17 protein-coding genes, 1 rRNA gene and 2 pseudogenes are annotated in these 18877 nt (G+C 40.8%); 11 read left to right on the top strand and 9 right to left on the bottom strand.

All coding sequences use genetic code 11. The annotated features are described in order from the left end of the window. Window positions 1-609: 609 nt before the first annotated feature. The 6 genes from Q0791_RS13315 to Q0791_RS13290 all read right to left on the bottom strand — a co-directional run bounded on the left by Q0791_RS13315 (window position 610) and on the right by Q0791_RS13290 (window position 7310). Window positions 610-2052, bottom strand: coding sequence for a TrkH family potassium uptake protein (locus Q0791_RS13315; RefSeq protein ID WP_299007095.1), 1443 nt, complete (start codon window positions 2050-2052; stop codon window positions 610-612). A 13-nt stretch (window positions 2053-2065) separates the two neighbouring features. Further along, window positions 2066-3475 (bottom strand): Trk system potassium transporter TrkA, encoded by a 1410-nt coding sequence (gene trkA / locus Q0791_RS13310; protein ID WP_299007091.1) that lies wholly within the window; start codon window positions 3473-3475, stop codon window positions 2066-2068. A 5-nt stretch (window positions 3476-3480) separates the two neighbouring features. Next, window positions 3481-4761: a 16S rRNA (cytosine(967)-C(5))-methyltransferase RsmB gene (gene rsmB, locus Q0791_RS13305; RefSeq protein ID WP_299007088.1), complete on the bottom strand. Its 1281-nt coding sequence runs from the start codon at window positions 4759-4761 to the stop codon at window positions 3481-3483. 4 nt (window positions 4762-4765) lie between these two features. Beyond that, window positions 4766-5743, bottom strand: coding sequence for a methionyl-tRNA formyltransferase (gene fmt, locus Q0791_RS13300; protein ID WP_299007085.1), 978 nt, complete (start codon window positions 5741-5743; stop codon window positions 4766-4768). Window positions 5744-5750: 7 nt separating this feature from the next. Further along, window positions 5751-6263, bottom strand: coding sequence for a peptide deformylase (def, locus tag Q0791_RS13295; RefSeq protein ID WP_299007083.1), 513 nt, complete (start codon window positions 6261-6263; stop codon window positions 5751-5753). 204 nt (window positions 6264-6467) lie between these two features. Further along, window positions 6468-7310 carry an alpha/beta fold hydrolase gene (locus Q0791_RS13290; RefSeq protein WP_299007081.1) on the bottom strand — a complete coding sequence of 281 codons (843 nt, stop codon included), beginning with the start codon at window positions 7308-7310 and terminating at the stop codon, window positions 6468-6470. A gap of 159 nt (window positions 7311-7469) precedes the next feature. On the opposite strand from Q0791_RS13290, the gene Q0791_RS13285 reads away from it, so the two are divergent. The 6 genes from Q0791_RS13285 (at window position 7470) to hemF (ending at window position 12409) form a co-directional block, all read left to right on the top strand. Further along, the gene (locus Q0791_RS13285) at window positions 7470-8327 is read left to right on the top strand and encodes a hypothetical protein (protein WP_299007080.1); all 858 of its coding nucleotides are present in this window, start codon (window positions 7470-7472) and stop codon (window positions 8325-8327) included. Between the two features lie 363 nt (window positions 8328-8690). After that, window positions 8691-9710 carry a DNA-processing protein DprA gene (dprA, locus tag Q0791_RS13280; protein WP_299007142.1) on the top strand — a complete coding sequence of 340 codons (1020 nt, stop codon included), beginning with the start codon at window positions 8691-8693 and terminating at the stop codon, window positions 9708-9710. Window positions 9711-9712: 2 nt separating this feature from the next. After that, window positions 9713-10186 carry a DUF494 family protein gene (locus Q0791_RS13275; RefSeq protein ID WP_299007077.1) on the top strand — a complete coding sequence of 158 codons (474 nt, stop codon included), beginning with the start codon at window positions 9713-9715 and terminating at the stop codon, window positions 10184-10186. A 136-nt stretch (window positions 10187-10322) separates the two neighbouring features. Continuing rightward, entirely contained in the window at window positions 10323-10877 is a 555-nt protein-coding gene (locus tag Q0791_RS13270) for a topoisomerase DNA-binding C4 zinc finger domain-containing protein (protein WP_299007076.1), read from the top strand. Between the two features lie 38 nt (window positions 10878-10915). Further along, window positions 10916-11479 carry an L-threonylcarbamoyladenylate synthase gene (locus tag Q0791_RS13265; RefSeq protein ID WP_299007074.1) on the top strand — a complete coding sequence of 188 codons (564 nt, stop codon included), beginning with the start codon at window positions 10916-10918 and terminating at the stop codon, window positions 11477-11479. Window positions 11480-11488: 9 nt separating this feature from the next. After that, a complete protein-coding gene (gene hemF / locus Q0791_RS13260; protein WP_299007073.1) occupies window positions 11489-12409 on the top strand; it encodes an oxygen-dependent coproporphyrinogen oxidase in 921 nt (306 codons plus the stop codon). 148 nt (window positions 12410-12557) lie between these two features. On the opposite strand, the pseudogene Q0791_RS13255 reads toward hemF, so the two are convergent. Next, window positions 12558-12764: pseudogene (locus tag Q0791_RS13255) on the bottom strand (globin); the annotation flags it as partial. A 264-nt stretch (window positions 12765-13028) separates the two neighbouring features. Next, window positions 13029-13271: pseudogene (locus tag Q0791_RS13250) on the bottom strand (globin); the annotation flags it as partial. 466 nt (window positions 13272-13737) lie between these two features. Between Q0791_RS13250 and Q0791_RS13245 the strand changes: the two are divergent. The 4 genes from Q0791_RS13245 to Q0791_RS13230 all read left to right on the top strand — a co-directional run bounded on the left by Q0791_RS13245 (window position 13738) and on the right by Q0791_RS13230 (window position 17633). After that, a complete protein-coding gene (locus Q0791_RS13245; protein ID WP_299007069.1) occupies window positions 13738-15135 on the top strand; it encodes an amidohydrolase in 1398 nt (465 codons plus the stop codon). Between the two features lie 11 nt (window positions 15136-15146). Continuing rightward, window positions 15147-16400, top strand: a complete 1254-nt coding sequence (locus Q0791_RS13240) for an amidohydrolase family protein (protein ID WP_299007067.1) — start codon at window positions 15147-15149, stop codon at window positions 16398-16400. Window positions 16401-16534: 134 nt separating this feature from the next. Further along, window positions 16535-17347 (top strand): shikimate dehydrogenase, encoded by an 813-nt coding sequence (gene aroE / locus Q0791_RS13235; protein ID WP_299007065.1) that lies wholly within the window; start codon window positions 16535-16537, stop codon window positions 17345-17347. Between the two features lie 10 nt (window positions 17348-17357). Next, a complete protein-coding gene (locus tag Q0791_RS13230; RefSeq protein ID WP_299007063.1) occupies window positions 17358-17633 on the top strand; it encodes a DUF1488 domain-containing protein in 276 nt (91 codons plus the stop codon). A gap of 15 nt (window positions 17634-17648) precedes the next feature. Here Q0791_RS13230 and Q0791_RS13225 read toward each other — a convergent pair whose 3' ends face one another. Then, window positions 17649-18200: a gamma carbonic anhydrase family protein gene (locus Q0791_RS13225; RefSeq protein WP_299007061.1), complete on the bottom strand. Its 552-nt coding sequence runs from the start codon at window positions 18198-18200 to the stop codon at window positions 17649-17651. Between the two features lie 610 nt (window positions 18201-18810). Here Q0791_RS13225 and Q0791_RS13220 point away from each other — a divergent pair. Beyond that, window positions 18811-18877, top strand: a 16S ribosomal RNA gene (locus Q0791_RS13220); the annotation flags it as partial.

Raw genomic sequence — 18877 nt, 5'->3', positions numbered from 1 at the left:
ATACAAAAATATTAAAATAGTTAAAAATATTGTTTCAATGCATTTGCTGTTTTGTTTTATATTGTTTTGTGGTGTTTTTTGTTATTTATATGTCTGTTTACTTTATTTTATTCCTAATGAATTCGACATAGCGGTTTTTTTGCGTTTTTTATCATTATCCATCCTCGAAAGATTTAAGAGTTGTAATTTTAAAAGCTTTATTTATCAGGTAATTATAAATGAACTTTAAAAAATTTCTTTTTGTAAAGATATGTTTAAATCACTGCTTTAGATATAAATGTTACTTTTAAATTAAATTTTTGTTAATTTTGGGGCTGGTTACTTATTTTTACCTAAAGCGATAAATTATATTGTTATCAAAAATAGAGTGAATGACGTAATCATTTTTAAAGGTATAAGTGTTTATTGACTTGATGAGAGTATTAAAAAAATACAAGTATATAATCTGATGTTTTAAGTGAATGAAGCATGCTACTGAGCATGTATGGGGTTAGATTACTGGTACTGGGTATAAATTATAAATAGAGTTGATGTACTTTTTTGACGCATTTCCTGCGTTGATTGTAATTGAATATGTCTATGTTATTTATTATTGATTTAGCGATAACGTTAAAAGCGCCAAAATTTGTGATGAAATAATACGGCAACAGTGAGGATCTCTAAGCGTCCCATTAGCATTCCTATGGCGAGTGCCCATTTTGCGACATCTGGTACAGAAGCGAAATTACTTGAGGGGCCAATTTCATTGCCTATACCGGGGCCGACATTACTGATAGCTGTGATAGAGCCGGAAATACTGGTCATTAAATCGAGTCCTGTTGCGACTAGAATAACGGTAATGATGACAAATGTCATAATAAACAGGAGCATGAAAGTGACGAGTGAGTCCACAATTTCTGGGTTGATAATTCTGTCGTTATAGCGACTCTTAAATACACTTTTTGGATGAAATTGCTGTTTAAGCTGTTGCACCATAACGGCAAATGCAATTTGAAAACGGAAGATTTTGATGCCTCCTGATGTGGAGCCTGAGCAGCCGCCAACAAATAATAAAAAGAAAAAAGTAATGCTGGCTAGTGTGCCCCATGAGTCATAGTCTGTGAGTCCAAAGCCAGTGGTGGAGACGACAGAAACCACGTTAAATGTTGATAAGCGTAAGGCATCTAAATAAGGCATATCCCTAGCAATGGCAAGCCAAATGCTTAAAGCTACTGAGACAATTAGCAGAAAGAGTAAAAAGCCTTTTACTTGGGAATCATTCCATACTTTGAGACTACTTTGTTGCAAGCTATAAACAAATAATAATAAGGGTAATGAACCTGATATCATGAAGAGAACGGCAAACCATTGTGCCTCATGGGAAAACGCCGCCATGGATTTATCTGAAGTTGAAAAGCCACCGGTTGATAACGTACTCATGGCATGATTGATTGCATCAAACCAGCTCATACCGCTGTAATGATAGGCAACATAACAGAGTAAGGTGAGTGAGCAATAGACAAAGAGTAGATTTTTTGCCATCAATTGTGTTCTAGGGACAGTTTTGTCGCTCCAGTCAGATGATTCTGTTCTAAACAGTCGCATTCCCCCAACGTTTAAAAAGGGTAAAATGGCAACGGCCATGACAATAAAGCCAATGCCACCAAACCAATGCAATAAAGAGCGCCAAATGAGAATGCTGCGATCCATATCATCGAGTCCAGAGAGTACCGTTGAGCCTGTTGTGGTGATCCCTGACATGGTTTCAAAGAAGGCATCGGTGTAATTGATATCGATGTAAATGGTAAAAGGGAGGGCGGCAAATAAGCTCACGATCATCCAAGTAAAACTGGTGAGAATAAACATATCTCTAATATTGAGCTGTAAGCGCTTTTTCTGGCCGTTATGTAAGCACATGGCTGCGGCAATACCACAATAGATACAAGAGCGAGCAAAAGCACCAATTGTGCTTTCTCCCAAATATATGGCTAAGCACAAAGGAATAAGCATAAAGCCGGTTAAGGCTGCTAAGAAGGTGCCTAAAATAAACAGTAGCGCTCTAAAATTCAGCATGCTTTTTCCATTTTTAGAAGAAGAAGGCGCTTGGCTGGAACAGTTTTTCGACTTCACCAATAAATTTCTTATCCACTAGGAAAAGAATGACGTGATCGTCCTGCTCAATAATGGTGTTGTCGTGTGCCATAAGCACTTCTTCATCCCTTACTATTGCGCCAATTGTGGTGCCTGGGGGCAGTTTTATTTCGCTAATTTTTTTCCCTACGACTTTAGAGGTGCTTTTATCACCATGGGCGATTGCTTCAATGGCTTCTGCTGCGCCGCGTCTTAATGAGTATACGTTACAGATATCCCCTTGACGGATATGAGTGAGCATGGCAGATATGGTCGCTTGCTGCGGAGAAATCGCGATATCGATATTCGCCTCTTGGACGATATCCACATAGGCTTCTCTTTGAATAAGCACCATGACATTTTTAGCCCCCATTCGTTTAGCCAGTAAAGATGACATAATATTGGCTTCATCATCATTAGTGACAGCAATAAACACATCAGTTTGTTCTATATGTTCCTCGACAAGTAACTCTTGATCAGATGCATCACCACAAAAAACGGTGGCATTTTCGAGTCTTTCAGATAATTCTTCAGCTCGGTCGTGATCTCTTTCAATGAGTTTAACACTATGATTTCGTTGCAGCTGCTTTGCTAACCCAAAACCGATATTACCACCACCGGCAATCATGATGTTTCGATAGGAATTATCGAGCTTTTGCATTTCTCCCATTACCGCACGAATATGACGTGTGTCAGCGAGGAAGAAGACTTCATCATCCGCTTCCATAATGGTGGTGCCTCGAGGCATGATGGGGCGGCCTTGACGGAAAATTGCGGCGACACGAGTATCAATATTTGGCATGTGTTCACGTAAGGCCGCAAGTGCATTACCGACTAATGGGCCACCGTAATACACTCTTACTGCGACTAAACTTAAGCGACCTTCAGCGAACTCTAAAACTTGTAATGCACCAGGATGTTCCACCAATCGCCTAATATAGGAAGTGACAAGTTGCTCTGGTGCAATTAGCTCATCAATAACAAAGCCGCCACGGGTTCGATTATCATTTTGTTTAGTTTCACTGTCGATAAATAGCTTATCGCGAATACGAATATATTGTTCTGAGCGAATTCGGGCTATTTTTGTTGGCGTGCCAAATAGAGAGAAAGCAATCTGACACGCAGACATGTTGCATTCATCGCTACTGGTTACTGCAATCAGCATATCTGCATCTTCGGCGCCAGCTTCTTTTAGCACATCTGGATGCGCACCATGACCAATGACGACACGTAAATCAAATTTATCTTGTAGGTTTTGTAGGCGACTCTTATTATGATCAACGATAGTGATGTCATTATTTTCGCCGACTAAATTCTCTGCCAATGTGCCGCCCACTTGCCCAGCACCTAAAATGATAATCTTCATGCCTGCTAGTCCTTGATGAGACGTGCGTAATAAAAACCATCCATATTTTCTTGCCCTGGTGTAATTTGCCAGCCAATGGCTTGTCTGTCTCCTTGTTGCGCTATGGGGACTAATCTTGCATCGGGAGTACGGGCTAAAAATGCGCTAATTTGTTCGCTATTTTCTTGGGGTAAAATAGAGCAAGTCGCATATAAAAGTGTTCCTCCTGATTTTAACCAGTGCCAACAGTGATCAATTATAGCCGACTGAATACGTACAAGCTCTTCAATATCATTGTTTTTTCTTAACCACTTGATATCAGGGTGACGTCTAATGACGCCCGTTGCCGAACACGGTGCATCTAACAAAATGCGATCAAATTTATTGCCATTCCACCAACTAGAAATGTTAGCAGCATCACCATGGATTAATTTTGCGTTTAACGACAACCTGTCGAGGTTTTGCTGCACTCGTTCTAACCTTTTCTCATCATTATCAACGGCAACTAATGTTATATTAGATTCGATTTCGAGAATATGACAGGTTTTTCCCCCTGGTGCTGCGCAGGCATCAAGGATTAACTCTCCAGGTTGTGGAGCGAGTAAGCTTGCGGCCCATTGAGCGGCTCCGTCTTGCACTGATACAGCACCATGACTAAATTGTGGTAATTGCATCACATCTGTAGGGCTTTCAAGTAAAATCGCATCATGGCTTTGGCCAACACTCGCGTTGATTTTTTCAGCTTGTAAGCGAGTGAGGTAATCACTTCTTGATTGTATTTTTTGGTTGTTTCGCAACCACATTGGAGGTCTTTGGTGGCTTTGTTCTATGATGTGCTGCCAATTGTTCGAATAAGCGGCTTTTAGGCGTTTAATGATCCAAGCGGGTGTGTTGTATTGCAAGGTTTCATTGTCACAAGATAAAGGTTTTTCTTGTCGTTGAATGTTTCTTAAAACGCCATTAACGACTTTGACCAATCCCTCAAACTTTAACTGTCTGCAGGCTTCTGCTGTTTCAGAAATGGCGGCATGGCTGGGAATACGAGTGAAATATAATTGATAACAACCGACCAATAATAATTGATGAACAATGCGCTGTTTCCCTTTAAGGGGCTTACTCATGCAATCACTGACTTGTTTATCCAGTTGTGGCAAAACACGCATGACACCGTAGCTAAGTTCAGCTAAGAGTGCTTTGTCTTTTCCGCTATTAAGGTGGCGTTGCTGATCAGGCAGGGCGACTGAAAGAGACAGGCCTTTTTCTAATACTTGAAAAATGACTTTTGCAGCCAATGCTCTTAAATTCATTTAATTACTCGGCCTCTGTAGCGTGATTTGTAACGGGTGAACTTAGCACTGTATTTGGCGTGAACCAATCGGCTTTTGAGTTCAAAATATCGGCAGTTGAAAGGGGTTTTTTGCCTGGAAGCTGCATGTGGGTAAGGGTGAGTACTCCCTCTCCGGTTGCAATATGCAACCCTATTTTATCGGCTTTGATTATGGTGCCTGGCAGGGAGTCTGTTTGTAAATCACTGAGCTGACTTTGCCATACTTTGATACTTGAGCCTTCATGTTCAAAATGGCTCATTGGCCATGGATTAAAAGCGCGAATTTCACGAGATAAGGTCAATGCACTTTTATTCCAATCCAGCCTTGCTTCTTCTTTAGTGAGTTTAGCGGCGTAATTGGCTTGACTGTCGTCTTGTTTAACTGGGGATAAAGTGTTATTTGCCAGACCACTGAGTGCTTCAATTAGCGCTTCAGGTCCTTGTACAGCAAGTTTTTCATAAAGTGTCCCAGAAGTGTCATCATCTTCAATGGGAAGTGATGTTTTGAGTAGCATATCGCCAGTATCTAAGCCGATGTCCATTTGCATTATGGTCACACCGGTTTCGGTATCTCCTGCCCATAAAGCACGCTGAATAGGCGCAGCTCCTCGCCAACGAGGTAGTATTGAACCATGGACATTAATACAACCCAGTTTTGGGGTATCCAAAACGACTTGGGGAAGTAATAATCCATACGCGACTACGACCATAATATCGGCATTGAATTGAGAAAGCACCTGTTGTGCATTTTCATCTTTCAAGGATTTAGGCTGGATCACGTCAATATTGTGAGCAAGGGCTAAGGCTTTTACGGGGCTGGCTTGTAGTTTTTTTCCTCGTCCAGCGGGTCTATCGGGTTGAGTATAGACTGCGATGACATTATGTGGAGAATCAAGTAACGCTTGCAGGTGTCGAGCAGCGAAGTCGGGCGTACCTGCAAAAATAATATTGAGTGGTTTCAAACGTATTTTATCCTTGTTTCGCTTCTAATCGAGCTGCTTTTTCAAGCTTTTGTTTTATGCGTTGACGCTTTAGCGGTGATAAATAATCAACAAAGAGCTTGCCCATTAAATGATCTAATTCATGTTGTAAGCAAATGGCAAATAACTCAGTCGCTTCCAACGTAAAAGGTTGGCCATGCCTATCGAGTGCTTTAATAGTTATAAACTCTGCACGCTCAACTTCAGCATAAATTCCCGGTACTGATAAGCAGCCTTCTTCATTGATGAAATGGCCCTCTTTTTTAACGATTTCTAAATTAATAAAAACCTTGGGACGTTCAACTTCATCTTGTAAGTCCATGACGATAAGTTGTTGATGAAAATTGACTTGTGTTGCAGCAAGTCCAATACCTTTCTCTTCGTACATGGTCTCAAACATGTCATCAATTTGTGTCTGTAATTCAGGGCCAAAATCGGTGACAGGCTTAGCGACTGTTCTTAATCTTTCGTCAGGAAAACGCAGTACTTTTAATAAACTCATACATCCACTCTTTACTTACTCAATTCTATCTAACATGCGTCAGAATGCTATGACGCAACGGAATGGAACAATTTTAGTCTTTCGTGTCGCTCAATAACAGCAAAAGCTCGATATATGTGCAAATTTCCTGTGATTTTTTGAGTAAATGCCTCTTGATTGCTTGTATTTACCCTTCCAACATAAAGAGATGTTCTGGTTTTCCACCTATGACGTGATGTTTGTGTCTATGTGTGGAGTCAGGAAATTCAGAGTAGATTGAATGACATTTTTATTCCAGATGAGCTTCCTATGGCCTAATTCTGAGGTTGTTATCAGTGTTGAATTATTCCAAAGGGCTTTAATTTTATGGGCATGAAACAGAGGGACTTCTTTATCTTGAGTGTCATAAAGCATTAATAATGGTGCTGCTTCCTGAGTATAGATTTTTCCTTGTATGAGTTCATTCCACGTAAAGCCTATTTGGGAAGCGATTTTATTTTGGCAAATGGCGATTGCTTTTTTGTTCACTTTTAACGTGTTTTGCATAATGTCGATAATCGGTAGTGGAGCGCTGGGGGCTGCAATCAGAACATATCGGTCAGCTTTTATGCCCAATTGTCTTGCTCGCATTGCCATCATACCACCCATTGAATGGCCAATAATGGCGTAAATATCAGAAAAATTTTGACACAGGGAGTGAATGTCTCTTGTCATAATATCGAAATTAGATCTTTTTCCGCCCGAGTGACCATGAGCTGTGCAATCGATAGCAATGGCTTGAAAACCTTGTTTAGCGATGGCCATGGCAAGCGTTGCCATTTTAGCCCCTTTCGCTTCCCATCCATGGCATAAGATTACGATGGGTCCTTCTCCCCAAGACCATGCAATGTTATTCGTACCAGAAGCACTTTTGTAAGTCAGTTTTTTTGCTTGATTGAGTAGTGATTTCTCTCTATTTGAATCAGTGTGTTTTTTGGGAATAGAGCATAAGTAGAGGGCTAGTTTGGCAGATAATTGAGGGGAGAGTTTGCCTGTAATTTTTATTATTGCTTGTATTATTTTGAGCATATTTGTTGGCTTCTTTTAGGTGAGTGAAATGATATTTAACAATATTTTTTCAAAGAATAGAATGTATTATTTTTATTCAATAAGGCTAATCAAAGATCTGTTCGTTATAATGAATGGGGGAGTGACAAAAATGAATAAGGAATAAGAAGGAGTTTGGATATGAAGGGAGGTGTTTTTTTAATTTTATTCATGTTTTCAAGTATCTTAGTCTATGCTAAGCCACTCATTAAGCTAGAGCCTAAGGTTAGGATTCATTCAAAACAAGTGCACAGTCCCATGTTAGAATTAGCCTTAATTCGGCCTTATTTATCTCAAAATATTATTGTTACACCACATTGGCTTGAGGCGCAGCCCAAGGTGATTGGAAGCGATGAGCCTTCAGTACTCTACCGAGAAAACAATACGCTTTATATTGATGGCGTTTTGCCCAAAGGGGCTTTGTTAGGTATTTTCCAACAAGGAAGAGAGTTTGAACTCAGTCATTCAGCTCATATTGAACAAGAAATGATATTAGCTGCAAGTGCTGTGGTTATTCACTCCAGTGCTATTTCTGCTGTCAAAGTGCTGAGTAGTTTCAGAGAAGTACGCTTAGGTGATGTGGCATCGATACAATCACTTCCTATCATTATGCCTTCCTATTTTATGTCTGATAAATCCCAGTTAAATTCTTCAGCATCGATAATTGCGTCAGAAGCACAAAGGACAGCTATGGGGGTGATGGACGTTGTTTATCTCAATCAAGGGCGATCTCAAGGAGTCGAAACAGGGCAGTTATTGTCTGTTTTCACCGAAGGAGAATCGGTGGCTTTAATAGAGCAGGAGGGAGTGGTGCCGCTTAGTCAAGGAACGGCCTATGATAAAATGGTGGCGAATTATCATTGGGATCCATGGTTTGTTTTGCCTTCCGTTGAGGTGGGAAAACTTATGGTGTTTAGGGTTTTTGATAATATGAGTTTTGGGATCATAATGGAAAATACTAGGCCCATAAGAGTGGGAGACAGTGTTGGTAATCATTAGGGCCTGTAGATCTTTGGTGATGATTTCTGCAGCAGTTTGTGGTTTCTTTATACAAGGCAGAGCTTGTGTGGTGTAGTTATTCTACATAAACAAGCGATAACGCCGTAGAAAGAAGCCACAAGCGCTGTCCGTAGGATCCGGCTAAACGTGTTTTACTCTTTGTTGGGAGGCATTTGCTTAGACCACTAGGCGTCATCCCTCCCGTCGCGATTAAAACACGTTTATCTCGGACATAATTTAACCACCAAAGATCAACAGGCCCTAGTTAAAGGAGTGTTTATTAAAAATGAGTTGGTTGACTGGTTAATTGTAAGCAGTGTGTCTGGGCTAGGACCTGCTCGGATAAAGCAATTATTAAACACAATGACAATGGCTGAACTTAAGGGAAAACTTGAGCATGAGCCAATGGCACTCTCTTTAATGGGGGCTTTTTCTAATAAGGTTGGCCCTGCTAATTTGGCTTTAGTGGAGCAGGCATTAAATTGGGAAGATAGTGATCCACTTCATCATATTATTTATCCAAAGCATGCGATGTATCCTCCTTTATTAAATGAACTATCGGATCCCCCTTCTCTTTTATTTATTAAAGGCGATATCGAAAATTTACTCATTCCTTCCATTGCTATAGTCGGCAGTCGCAGTGCAACTCAATCGGGATTGACTATTGCACATCAATTAGCTTCAGAATTATCCACTATGGGGTTAAATGTGATTAGTGGAATGGCAATAGGTATTGATGGTGCTGCACACCAAGGCGCGCTTGATGTTAATGGGCGTTCATTTGCCGTATTAGGCACAGGAGTTGATATTATTTACCCTAAACGGCATGAGCGCTTATATCATGCTATCTATCAGCAAGGCTGTATTATCAGTGAATTTTGGCCGCAAGTGCAACCTTATTCTGGCAATTTCCCCAAGCGTAATCGTATCATTAGTGGTTTGTCGTTGGGAACATTAGTGGTTGAGGCTGCAAGGAAAAGTGGGTCTTTAATTACTGCAAGATTAGCCATGGAGCAGGGACGAGAAGTCTTTGCTGTTCCTGGGAATATTTTAACGGGTCAAAGCCAAGGTTGTCATGACTTATTGCGTAATGGTGCTAAATTAGTCGATAATGCGCAGGATATAGTCGAAGAATTAGCACCTTTATGTCATTTTCACCTTGAACAAGTGAAAAGTCGTCACCATATAGGGTTGGATAATGCCTTCGATTTGCCATTTGCCTCCCTGTTAGCTAGTGTTGGTTATGAGACCACACCAATTGATGTTGTGGTTGAGCATAGTGGAAAAACCATAGAGCTAGTATTAGAGCAGTTGCTTGAATTGGAATTGCAAGGGTGGGTTACTGCTGTACCCGGTGGTTATGTAAAATTAAAGAGGAGCTAACCATGTTTGATATCCTCATGTATTTATTTGAAAACTATGTTCATGGTGAAGTAGAGTTACTTGTCGATGAGGACGAGTTGACCAAAGAACTGACGCGAGCAGGATTTCATCAAGCCGATATTATTAAGGCTTTAACTTGGCTAGAATGTTTAGCAGACTTACAGGAGAGCGATAAACCTTACTTATGTGATCACACACAACATTCTTTTCGGATTTATACCCAGAATGAAATGGACAAAATCGATGTAGAAAGCCGCGGCTTTTTGCTTTTTTTAGAGCAAATTAAAGTGTTAAATGTCGAGACTCGTGAAATGGTTGTTGATCGAGTGATGGAGATTGATGAAACGACATTGGTTTTAGACGATTTGAAATGGGTCGTGTTAATGGTGCTATTTAATGCGCCTGGGCACGAATCCGCGTATGAACAAATGGAAGATTTGATTTTTGAGCAGCCAGATGGACGGCTTCATTCTTAAGTGCTGATAATAAGGGGCAAGGTTCCAGTTAAAGTGTGAGTGGTTGAGTAATAAAAGGAAGCGAAAGCTTCCTTTTTTGATTGAATGAGACTTGCTAGAATGGGGCTCATGGGCAGATAGGATAAATAAGAATATCATGGTAAAGATAGATCAAGATTTATTTCAACCTCCTGCTAAAGAGCAAGAGGCTTGTCCTTTGTGTCACGGTGCTCTTGTGATTAAAAACAGTAAACGTGGTGGGTTTTTAGGGTGTGAGCATTATCCGAGTTGTGATTATACTCGACCTTTAGTGCAAACCAGTCAAATAGAAGCGCAAGTGATTAAGGGGTCACAGTGTCCTGATTGTGGCCATGAACTGGCTGTGAAATCGGGGCGGTTTGGATTGTTTATCGGTTGTACGCAATATCCTAAATGTCATTATATTGAAAAACATTCTCAAGACGAAGGTAATGAACTTGTGCATTGTCCTATTTGTGAGCAGGGGCAATTAGAGCATAAGACCAGCCGATTTGGAAAAAGCTTTTATGCTTGTAGCGATTACCCTCAATGTAAGTTTATCGTCAATTATAGGCCGGTTGCCCAGTCGTGTCCTGAATGTGGTTTTGCGATTCTTGTTGAACGTAAGGGGGCGGCGGGCTTACGTGTAGAATGCCCGAAGAAATCCTGTAAGTACAAACGACCGGTACAATAGACTATTTTTATAGATTCAATGAAGTTATCGAGGGAATAATGTTAGAAATTTTGTTATCTGACGTGGCTGAAGTACTGAATAATGGTGGTGTTATCGCTTACCCAACCGAAGCCGTTTATGGTCTAGGTTGCGATCCTGATAATTTAGCGGCAATAGAAGCATTGCTGTCGATTAAACAGAGAGCTTGGCAAAAAGGCTTAATTCTCGTTGCCGAAAAATATGAGCAATTGCTACCTTACATTGATGAATCAAAACTGAATTCATCACAATTATCTTTTGTACAAAGTAAATGGCCAGGACCTTATACTTTTATTATGCCTTGTAAGGAGAATTTGTCCCCTTTGATTCGAGGCGCATTTGATACTATTGCTGTGCGCGTGTCTGCCCATGAAGGGGTTCGCAGTATATGCAGTGCTGCCAATAAACCGATTATTTCTACCAGTGCCAATTTATCTGGCGCTGAACCTGCTATGTCGATGACAGAAATTAAACAGCAATTTGAAGGCAAAATAGCTGGGGTTGTCATTGGAAAGCTTGGCACACAAAAATCGCCGTCCACGATAATAGACAGTATGAGTGGGCAAATATTAAGACAAGGATAAATAAGCGTAATGAGTATACCTAATGCCAATGTAGTAAAAGCATTTTTACTTGAATTACAAGATAAAATTTGTGCAGGTTTGACAACATTAGATGGACAGGCTGATTTTAAAGAAGATCAATGGACTCGCTCTGAAGGGGGAGGTGGACAAAGCCGTGTTCTAACTCAAGGTAAAGTGTTTGAGCAAGCTGGCGTGAATTTCTCTCATGTGATGGGTGAGGCAATGCCTGCATCTGCTACGGCACATCGTCCCGAGTTAGCAGGACGTAGCTTTGAGGCCATGGGCGTGTCTTTGGTTATTCACCCCAATAATCCGCATATTCCGACGACTCATGCAAATGTGCGATTTTTTATTGCTTATAAAGAAGGCGCCGATCCTGTGTGGTGGTTTGGTGGTGGCTTTGACTTAACGCCTTTTTATCCGTATATCGACGATGTTATTCATTGGCATGAAACGGCCAAAGCTTTGTGTGAACCCTTTGGCGAGGCTGTTTATCCAAAGTACAAGAAATGGTGTGATGAATACTTTTGGTTACCACACCGTAATGAGACTCGTGGTGTTGGAGGTTTGTTCTTTGATGATCTTAATCAAGATGGTTTCGATAATAGCTTTGCGTTTATGCGGGCGGTGGGAGAAGGCTTTCTAACGGCTTATGCTCCTATTGTTGAACGCCGCAAAGATACTGAATTTAGTGAGCATCAACGTCAATTTCAGCTTTATCGTCGTGGTCGTTATGTTGAGTTTAATTTGGTGTATGACAGAGGCACGCTTTTTGGTTTACAAACCGGGGGGCGTACTGAATCCATACTCATGTCAATGCCGCCTCTAGTGCGCTGGGAATATGGTTATACGCCAGAAGCAGGCTCTCAAGAGGCAGGACTATATGAGCGCTATCTTAAACCTCAAGATTGGTTAAGGCTCGAAAGCTAGATATTGCCTATTATCGACAAGTTGGCAAGGGTCGAAACTCGTGCGCTGGGAATATGGTTATACGCCAGAAGCAGGCTCTCAAACTCGCTCGCTGGGAGTATGGTTATATTCCAGAAGCAGGCTCTCAAGAGGCAGAACTATACGAGCGCTATCTATTACGCATGTTATTGGCAAGAGTCGAAATAGCCTGAAAAATCACTCCTTGATGTTCAGGCTTTTTTATTACTTTAATAATGGCTTGCTCCATACAAATGAGCCACTGATCAACCATTGATTGATTAATTGCAAATGGCATATGCCTCGCTCGTAACGCTGGATGACCATATTTTTGTTGATATAGTTGTGGGCCACCTAATACCAATTCTATTATATAGATGATCAATTCAGAGCTTCTCAGGCTTTTCAATTCAAGGCGCATTTATGCTGTAATGGTGATTCCCTTTCAAATGAATGCAACGCAGAAGTGGAATGTCTGAGAAGCTCACTGTGTGCGGGTTTCAACATACTTTATGCTACGTTAGCTGCTTTCGATATAGAATAACTATTAGCTTCAATCATCTGCCTTGCCTACAGCATGTTGAATTCCCGCTGAAAGATCACTTATATAATAGAATTGGTATAAGCAGCCACTTAAAAATTCAAACAATTTTTGTTCAGAATCTTCAATAGGTGAGCGATGAATGGCGAGTAAAGGCACAGTGTCTTTACGTTGCCGCATTTGTTTATAAAATTCTTTTGCTAACTGACGTATAGCTTTTTCACCACCAATCAGTTCATAGGCATTTGACTGAGTTTTATCACGGTCATCACTTTTTGTCTTATCAGGTTTTTTGATAGAAAATAACTTTTTTAACCACTTCATTGATTACTGCACTTAATAGAAACTTGCTGAGATTATAACGGTATTTTTGATAAGGGGTAATTTTGATAGGGAGTAATGGGAAGGCAGTGTATTGTATTATACCAATTCTATTATATAGATGATCAATTCAGAGCTTCTCAGGCTTTTCAATTCAAGGCGCATTTATGCAGTAATGGTGATTCCCTTTCAAATGAATGCAACGCTGAAGTGGAATGTCTGAGAAGCTCACTGTGTGCGGGTTTCAACATACTTTATGCTACGTTAGCTGCTTTCGATATAGAATCACTATTAGCTTCAATCATCTGCCTTGCCTACAGCATGTTGAATTCCCGCTGAAAGATCACTTATATAATAGAATTGGTATTATTTTGCGTGTTAATATTTTGCTACAAATTGATTGAATTCTTAACTGGTTTTTTGTTAGTAACTTGGTTTAATTTAAGGAAAAATAATAATAGGAAGTAATATGATTAGATTTGCACCGTTATTAAGCATAATTACGGTATCTGTAATACTCTCGGGATGCGAACAGACTCAAGAACAAGCACCTTATGTGAGTATTGATCAAAATCCTTATCCAAGCACTTATCAAGCCTTACCTCAAAGTATGACGTTAGTGACTAATGCCACAGTACTCACTGCTGCTGGAAATAAGCTTGAGAATACAGACTTACTATTTACCCAAGGTAAAATTACCGCAATTGGTAAGCAATTGGCTAAAACGAATACTATTTCCAATGATGTGATTGTTATTGATGCAACGGGTAAGTGGATCACACCGGGTATTATTGATGTTCACTCTCACTTAGGTGTTTACCCGAGTCCAAGTACATCGTCACATCAAGATGGTAATGAGATGACGTCCCCTGTAACTGCCGAAGTGTGGGCAGAGCACAGCGTATGGCCTCAAGATCCCGCCTTTAATCGTGCTCGAGAAGGTGGTGTGACGACGCTACAGATTTTGCCCGGTTCGGGTAACCTTATCGGTGGGCGTGGAGTGACATTGAAAAATATTCCTGCCGTGACTATGCAAGGAATGAAATTTCCAGATGCACCTTACGGATTAAAAATGGCCTGTGGTGAAAACCCAAAACGGGTTTATGGTAAGCGTGAGCAAGTACCTATGACGCGAATGGGAAATATGGCGGGATACCGTCAAGCATTTGCAGAAGCAACCGAATATAAACGTGCATGGGATAAATATGATGCCGATTATACTGCGGGATTAAATCCTACTCCGCCGAAAAGAAACTTGACCAATGACACGCTAAAAGGGGTCTTAGAAGGCGATATTTTGATCCATAATCACTGCTATAAATCTGAAGAAATGGCAATGATGATAGATTTAGGTAAAGAGTTTAATTATCACTCAGGTACGTTTCATCATGCCATCGAAGCATACAAGATTGCCGATCTACTGGCTCAAAATGGAAATTGTGTTGCAATGTGGCCTGATTGGTGGGGATTTAAAATGGAGGCCAATGATATGATTTTAGAAAATGTCGCGATGGTCGATGCCGTGGCGAATTCTTGTGCTGTGGTTCATTCCGATTCGAGTATGACGATTCAACGTTTAAATCAAGAGGCGGCCAAAATCATGTATAGCGCCAATCGACATGGATTTGCGTTAACCGAGGCGGATGCCATTCGTTGGATCACTCTCAATGCTGCACAGTCTCTGGGGATTGCAGATAAAACGGGTTCACTTGAAGTGGGGAAAAATGCGGATATTGTGATTTGGGGGAGCAACCCTTTTAGTGTTTATGCACAAGCAGAGCAAGTCTTTATTGATGGCGCTAAGGTATTTGACCGTCAAGATGATGCTTATCGCGCAACAAGTGATTTCATGTTAGGTCAAGGTTAAGGGATAAGGCATTGAGAAAATTTAATGGTTCATTATTAGTGTTGTCAATGTTGGCGGCGATAGTTCCTTGCACTGCTCGAGCACAAACGCTTGCGATTACTAATGCTAAAATTTACACCGCGACAGAGCAAGGTGTATTGGCCAATGCATCAATTGTCATGGAAGCGGGTAAAATTATAGCCATCAACCCTGAGAATATTGAAGCCGATACTGTTATTGATGCAAAGGGGGGAGTACTGACACCGGGTCTTATTGGTGTGATGAACGCTTTAGGTTTAGTTGAAATAGAGTTGGAAGCAATCACTCAAGACAATAAAGATAAAAAGGCTGATATGACATTTGATCCTAGCCTTGCATTTAATCCTAAAAGTACGGCCATCCCTTTTGCCAGAAAAGGTGGGATCACCCGTAATGTGGTTGCAGCCAGTGCCGAAAAAGACAGTATTTTTGCAGGGCAAACTATTACCGTTGAATTGACGGGAGGATGGAATAGCATTATTGCGACAGAGCAAGCCTTGTTTCTAAAATTAGGTGCGGTTAAAGAAGGTTCTCGTATTTTAGGGATGCAAATGCTCAAGAATAAACTCGAAGAACGTCAACAAGCTGTCGATGACACAACTAAAAAAGCGACGGCCAATGCTTTAAAAGCAGGAACAGCGAGAGAGGATGCTGTTATTGATGCTGTGCTTGCAGGGAAAAAAACATTAATTGTGAGTGTCGATCGTGGCAGTGATATCATACAACTTATCAAACTTAAACAGCGTTTTGGCTTGAATTTAGTGCTACTTGGTGCGGCTGATGCCATATCTGTAGCGCCGCTTCTGGCGAAAGAAAATATACCTGTAGTGATGAATGCGATGCACAATCTGCCTGAAAGTTTTGATTCCTTGAATAACGCTTCAAATAATGCCGCTAAATTAACTCAAGCTGGCGTTAAGGTGATATTAACAACGGGTGGTGATGCCCATGGTATATATGCTTTACGTTATAGCGCAGGTCTCGCAGTTGCAAATGGTATGGACTACAGTGCAGCGATGAGAGCTGTTACTGCCAATGCCGGCGATGTTTTTCAACTTAATGCGGGACGAATTGCTGTAGGCAAGTTTGCAGATGTGGTGTTATGGAATGGTGATCCGTTTGAATATAGTAGCCATGTACAACGAATGTGGATTGCAGGAGAGGAGCAAAGTCTTGAAAGTCGTCAAGACTTGCTGCGAGATCGTTACATGACAAAATCAAGTATGCCAGCAGCCTATTTCAAGTAGATTTAGCTATGTAGATTTAGTTAAGTAGATTTAATATAGATAGTGAAAAGAATAGGGTTAGTCCAGAAGGGCTAACCTTATTCTTTTTTGCCGTTTGAGGTATCATGGTGATATGAGACATGAGGATAACATTGATGATTGAGAAGTATGCGGTTTTTGGCAACCCTATTGCGCAGAGTAAATCACCTTTTATTCACGCTGAGTTTGCTATGCAAACTCAGCAAAAAATCAGCTATCAAGCCATTCTCGCGCCAGTTGATGATTTTCCTCAAGCATTAGCAACATTTTTTAAAGCTGGTGGAAAAGGGGCTAACGTCACTGCGCCTTTTAAAGAACAAGCTTTTGAGGCTTGTGATGAACTCAGCGAATTGGCCCAACTGGCAGGTGCAGTGAATACCTTAATACGTTTAAATGATGGGCGTATTCGAGGGGATAATACTGATGGAGTGGGTTTGGTCAGTGATTTGAAGCAGCATTTGGATGATCTGAAAGGTAATAAAGTCCTCTTAGTGGGAGCGGGCGGTGCTGCTAGGGGGTGTATTAAGCCATTATTAGAGACGGGAGTTCAACTCACTATTTGTAATCGAACTCATAGTAAAGCTGAGCAGTTATCGCAAATATTTAAAGAGTTTGGGTCTGTGGAAGCGATACCGCTTGAAGCATTAGTGAATGAGTATGATGTGATTATTAATTCAACGTCAGCCGGATTAGCAGGTAAGCTAATCACTTTGCCTGAGAGTATAGTGGGCCACAGAACGGTATGTTATGACATGTCTTATGGTGCTGAAGTCACATTATTTAATCAGTGGGCTACAGCTCAAGGGGCTGATAAGGTGATTGATGGTTTGGGAATGCTTGTGGGTCAAGCGGCGCAAAGTTTTTATCTTTGGCGTGATGTCAAACCCAATATTGTACCTGTGCTCAATAAACTTCGTCAGCAATTATAATCGGTACACTATGAATCAAAGTGTTTTATTTCCTGATCTTCAAGAGTGGAATAGTCAAGACATTTGCGTTGACTTTCCTGCACAAGTACAAGGCGTGAATGTTCAATGTCGTATCGGATTGGCATCATTAATGCGCATATCAAATAGTGTGTTACATATTAATGATCATAATATATCGGTTAAGGCATTAGCACTATTTAATGACTATCGTTTTGATATCGAAGAAGAGGTAGAAATGCTCATCGAACAAGAAGCGTTTGATGAACATGGCTGTATTACGCTATAGACAAAGTTTTAGTGATTAAGGTGTCTGTGATTGCTCACTGATGTATTCATTTTTCAGTTTTACGTAATTATCTGCAGATTGAGGCAAGAACGCGAGTTCGTCTTGTGTTAGTGGGCGTATTTGTTTCGCTGGGCTACCGACATAAAGGTGACCCGCTTTTAATGTTTTCCCCGGAGGGACTAAAGCGCCTGCGCCAAGAATGATGTCGTCTTCTAATACTGCACCATCTAAAATGATCGCCCCCATGCCGATTAAAATTCGATTACCGACTTGGCAGCCATGTAGCATGGCTTTATGGCCAATAGTGACATCATCACCAATAATAAGTGGATGGCCTTCAGGATTGGAAGTCGATTTGCGAGTGACATGCAAAACGCTGCCATCTTGAATATTGGTCCGCTTACCAATACATATATGATTCACATCACCTCGTGCTGCCACCATGGGCCAAACACTGGCATCTTCATCTAAGGTAATGTCACCCACAAGAACTGACGCCTCATCTATATACACATTTTTATTTAGTGTTGGCGTTATTCCTTTATAGCTACGCAGTGATTTAAACATTATCGGTACTCTTAATAAGGTGAATAAGGTGAATAAGTGAATTATACTGGGTTAATAGACGATAAAAAGCCTAAAAGTGAGTGTTTGTGTGTGTTAATTATTCGTTTAGCTGGCTTTGTGTTCACTTAAAAGATTTCTTTCAATTAAATGCAAAAAAGCCCTTGCGCTAATTCCAAATCCCCCTATAATGCGCACCCACTGACACGGCAAAACAGCTTCCTACAGAGATAGGAAACAGCAGCGGTGACAAGCGTTTCAAGTAGTTAGTAAGAGTAAAAGTGATTTAAAGTTAGCCTTTGAAAAACTTCTTAAAAAAACACTTGACGCACAGGAGGAAATGCGTAGAATACGCCTCCTCAGCCAATATGGCAAAGCGTTCTTTAGCACTTGCTTGGAACGTCGTTCTTTAAAAAATTGACAAGCAAATCTGTGTGGGCACTCACAGAGATTAAGTTATTCGAAACTGCCTTACTTCTTTCTTGTAAAGAGTAAAGTAGTAAAAAATAAACTTAATGAGTGTTCATGCGCTGAGATTTTCACTTTCTTAAAAGAAAGTGAAATCAAAGAAAGCAGAATTCATTGAGCAGGTCTTCGGACCAAAACAAAACTTTAATTGAAGAGTTTGATCATGGCTCAGATTGAACGCTGGCGGCAGGCCTAACACATGCAAGTCGAGC

The organism is uncultured Shewanella sp. (assembly GCF_947495455.1).
Taxonomy (GTDB): domain Bacteria; phylum Pseudomonadota; class Gammaproteobacteria; order Enterobacterales; family Shewanellaceae; genus Shewanella.
Note: the sequence above shows the minus strand (reverse complement) of the source record. Positions and strands in the feature narration are given on the sequence as shown.

Excerpts from the sequence above, each read along its gene's own strand:
- Q0791_RS13290 (WP_299007081.1), bottom strand. The coding sequence starts at position 7,310 with ATGCTCAAAATAATACAAGCAATAATAAAAATTACAGGCAAACTCTCC.
- def (WP_299007083.1), bottom strand. The coding sequence starts at position 6,263 with ATGAGTTTATTAAAAGTACTGCGTTTTCCTGACGAAAGATTAAGAACA.
- Q0791_RS13275 (WP_299007077.1), top strand. The coding sequence starts at position 9,713 with ATGTTTGATATCCTCATGTATTTATTTGAAAACTATGTTCATGGTGAA.
- rsmB (WP_299007088.1), bottom strand. The coding sequence starts at position 4,761 with ATGAATTTAAGAGCATTGGCTGCAAAAGTCATTTTTCAAGTATTAGAA.
- hemF (WP_299007073.1), top strand. The coding sequence starts at position 11,489 with ATGAGTATACCTAATGCCAATGTAGTAAAAGCATTTTTACTTGAATTA.
- Q0791_RS13270 (WP_299007076.1), top strand. The coding sequence starts at position 10,323 with ATGGTAAAGATAGATCAAGATTTATTTCAACCTCCTGCTAAAGAGCAA.
- Q0791_RS13315 (WP_299007095.1), bottom strand. The coding sequence starts at position 2,052 with ATGCTGAATTTTAGAGCGCTACTGTTTATTTTAGGCACCTTCTTAGCA.
- Q0791_RS13265 (WP_299007074.1), top strand. The coding sequence starts at position 10,916 with ATGTTAGAAATTTTGTTATCTGACGTGGCTGAAGTACTGAATAATGGT.
- Q0791_RS13245 (WP_299007069.1), top strand. The coding sequence starts at position 13,738 with ATGATTAGATTTGCACCGTTATTAAGCATAATTACGGTATCTGTAATA.
- aroE (WP_299007065.1), top strand. The coding sequence starts at position 16,535 with ATGATTGAGAAGTATGCGGTTTTTGGCAACCCTATTGCGCAGAGTAAA.
- dprA (WP_299007142.1), top strand. The coding sequence starts at position 8,691 with ATGACAATGGCTGAACTTAAGGGAAAACTTGAGCATGAGCCAATGGCA.
- Q0791_RS13285 (WP_299007080.1), top strand. The coding sequence starts at position 7,470 with ATGAAGGGAGGTGTTTTTTTAATTTTATTCATGTTTTCAAGTATCTTA.
- trkA (WP_299007091.1), bottom strand. The coding sequence starts at position 3,475 with ATGAAGATTATCATTTTAGGTGCTGGGCAAGTGGGCGGCACATTGGCA.
- Q0791_RS13230 (WP_299007063.1), top strand. The coding sequence starts at position 17,358 with ATGAATCAAAGTGTTTTATTTCCTGATCTTCAAGAGTGGAATAGTCAA.
- Q0791_RS13225 (WP_299007061.1), bottom strand. The coding sequence starts at position 18,200 with ATGTTTAAATCACTGCGTAGCTATAAAGGAATAACGCCAACACTAAAT.